The organism is Candidatus Streptomyces philanthi, assembly GCF_059553635.1.
Window position 1 is genome coordinate 1 of record NZ_JCANQV010000455.1, and the last position, 3,254, is coordinate 3,254.

Annotated in this window: 2 protein-coding genes; both read right to left on the reverse strand. The window is 76.1% G+C overall.

What is annotated here, in order from left to right; translation table 11 throughout:
* On the reverse strand, window positions 1–334 hold a 334-nt coding region (locus AC51EU_RS28865), incomplete at its 3' end, for a Y-family DNA polymerase (RefSeq protein ID WP_496270040.1).
* On the reverse strand, window positions 331–3,254 hold a 2,924-nt coding region (gene dnaE, locus AC51EU_RS28870; RefSeq protein ID WP_496270041.1), incomplete at its 5' end, for a DNA polymerase III subunit alpha. The genes AC51EU_RS28865 and dnaE, both read right to left, overlap by 4 nt.

Here is a 3,254-nt window from a genome sequence, read left to right on the forward strand (position 1 = left end):
CCAGCCGGGCGAGCAGCGGATTGCCGCCGACGCCGATGGTGCAGCGCACGCCGTACCAGACGAGGGCGCGCAGCCGGACGAGTTCGGCGATGCCCGCCGCGTCCCGGCCGAAGTACCGCAGCGCCCCGCGGACGTCGGCCAGCGCGGCGTCCGGCGGCAGCGCCTCGACCCTCGGGGTGAACCGCTCCAGCAGTGCCAGCAGTTGCTCGTAGAGTGCCGCGTCCACGGGGGTGCCGTCGGCGGCCCGGAACCGTACGTGGAGGACGGTGGGCGCGGCGGGCCGCCCGCCGGCGCCCGGGGGCGTGGCGGAGGGAGGTCCGGGCGGGCGGGTCATCCGGGGCTCCCGGGGCTGGCGTGCCACAACCGGCGTCCGGTGGCGGCGTGTTCCCCGGCGGGCCGGAGGTCGGCCCAGGGGTGGAGGGTGTAGCCGGTCGGCAGGCGCAGGGCGCGTTCCGGTACGGCGGTGCCCGGCTCCCCCGCCGTGCCGTCCGCCGTGGCGGCGAGGCGGGCGGTGACCGCCGCCGGGCCGCCGTCCCGGCGCAGCGCGGCCAGTTCGGCGAGGTTCCAGGCGGCGGTGCCGACCACGCCGATGCTGCGCGGACCGCGCCGCTGGACGGTGCCGCGGACGAGCAGCAGCCAGGAGTGGAAGACGGTGTGGGCGCAGGTCTCGTGGCTGTCGTCGAAGAAGGCGCAGTCGACCAGTCCGGTGCTGTCGTCGAGGGTGGTGAAGATGACCCGGCGGCCGGAGCGGACCGGTGGGGTCTGGGTCGCCGCCTTGGCCCCGGCGACCAGGACCGTCTCACCGTCGCGGGCCTCACGCAGCCGCCGGGCCGGCCAGGCGCCCAGCTCCGCGAGGAACGCGCGGTGGTCGGTCATCAGGTGCCGGGAGGTGTCCATGCCGAGGACGCCGAGTTCGGCGCTGAGGCGTTCGACGTCGTCGAGGTCGGGCAGTCCGGCGGGGGCGACCGTGTCCCGCGCCGCGGGGCCGCCTGCGGGGAGGGTGAGCTGTCCGACGGGGGCGTGCCGGCGGTGGTGGAGTTCGGCGAGGTGCAGCAGGAGGTCGCGGCGGTTGGCGCCGAAGGCGTCCAACGCGCCGACCCGGGCGAGGCGTTCGGCGACCGGGCGGCTCGGGCGGGCGCGCTGCCACAGGTCCTGGAGCGAGCGGTAGGGCTGTCCTTCGGCGATCCGCCGTGCCTCGGCGGCGCTCATCCCGTGGACGTCGCGCAGGGCGAGCCGCAGTCCCCACAGGCCGCCGTCCCCGGGGCCGTCCGGCGCCCGCCCCGCGTCGGACACCAGTTCGATGCGATGGGTGGTGCCCGAGCGGTTCACGTCCAGGGGCAGTACCGGCACCCCGCGCCGCCGCGCGTCCGCCAGCAGCAGCCGCTTCGGGTACATCCCGGGGTCGTGGGTGAGCAGCCCGGCGTAGAAGGCCGCGGGGTGGTGCGCCTTGAGCCAGGCGGACTGGTAGGTGGGCACCGCGAACGCCACCGCGTGGGCCTTGCAGAAGCCGTACGCGCCGAACGCCTCGACGGTCTCCCAGGTGCGCGCGGTCACGTCGGGGGCGTAGCCGCGCCGGGCGGCGCGTGCGGTGAACCAGGCGCGGTTCTCCGCCTGCCGTTCCGGGTCCGACAGGGCGCGCCGGCGTTCGTCCGCCTCGTCCCGTTCACAGCCGGTCATGATCCGCAGGATCTCGACGACCTGCTCGTGGAAGACCACGACGCCGTAGGTCTCGCGCAGGGGTTCCGCCAGGTCGGGGTGGGGGTAGCGGACGGGCCCGCGGCCGTGCCGGGCCTCGATGAAGGGCCGCACCATGTCGGCGGCGACCGGTCCCGGCCGGAAGAGGGAGATGTCGACGACCAGGTCGTGGAAGGTGGCGGGTTGCAGCCGGCCGACCAGGTCGCGCTGGCCGGGCGACTCGATCTGGAAGCAGCCGAGGGTCTCGGTGGAGCGGATCAGGTCGTAGACGGCGGGGTCGTCCGGCGGCACCTGCGCCGGGTCGTCCAGGTCGATGCGGCGTCCGGTGGCCCGGCCGATCTCGGCGACCGCGTGGGCCATCGCGGACTGCATCCGTACGCCCAGCACATCGAGTTTGAGCAGCCCCATCTCCTCCACGTCGTCCTTGTCGAACGGGGACATCGGGAAGCTCTCGCCGCCCTGGGGCGCGCTGGGCAGTACGGGGGTGCGGCGCAGCAGCGAGGCGTCCGAGAGCAGGACTCCGCACGGGTGCATGGCGATGCCGCGGGGCAGCGCGTCCAGCGCCTCGACCAGGTCCCACAGCCGTTCGTCCGCGCTCTCGCGCACCCCGCGCAGCTCCGGGAGTTCGGCCAGGGCCGCGCGGGCGTCGCGGGCCCGGATGTGCGGGAAGGAGGCGGCGAGGCGGGCCACCCGTTCCGGGTCCATGCCGAGGGCGGCGCCCACGTCCCGTACGGCGTGCCGGACGCGGTAGGTCTCGGGCATCGAGACCGCCGCGACCCGTTCGGCGCCGAAGCGGTCGAGGAGGGCGCGGTAGACCTCCGGGCGGCGGGCGGACTCGACGTCGATGTCGATGTCGGGCAGGGCGCGCCGCCGTTCGGACAGGAAGCGTTCCATCAGCAGGCCGTGGGCGACCGGGTCGGCGTGGGCGATGCCCAGGAGGTGGTTGACCAGACAGCCGGCGCCGGAGCCGCGGGCCGTGACGCGGATGCCCAGGGCGCGGGCGTCGTCCACGGCGCGGGCGACCGTCAGGAAGTACGAGGGGTAGCCGAGCCGTTCGATGACGCGCAGTTCGTCGTGGAGGCGTTCCCAGTACGCCCGGTCGCGGTCGTGGCCGCGCAGCACCATGGCGGCGGCGCAGCGGGAGCGCAGTACCCGGGCGGCGGTGCGGTGGCGGGCGCCGACCAGTTCCGGCTCGGGGAAGTGGACGCGGCCGAGCCCGAGGTCCTCCCCGGGGGCGACCCGGCACTCCTGCGCGGTCTGTTCGGTCATGGCGAGCAGCCGGTGGGCGAGGTCGCGGCGGAAGCCGGCCGCCTCGGCGACCCGTACGGCGGTGCGGGCCATCGCGGCGGGGTCCTTGAGCCAGCGCTCGCCGCTGTCCCGTGCCCCGGGGCGGGGGTCGAGCGGTACCAGGCGGCGGGCGGAGTCCAGGACGTCGGCGACCGGGCCCTGGCCGGGGTCGGCGTAGCGGACCGCGTTGGTGAGGACGGCGCGGACGCCCTGGTCGACGGCGAGGCCGAGGGTGCGGGCGGCCAGGCGCAGCGAGCCGTGTCTCAGTCCCA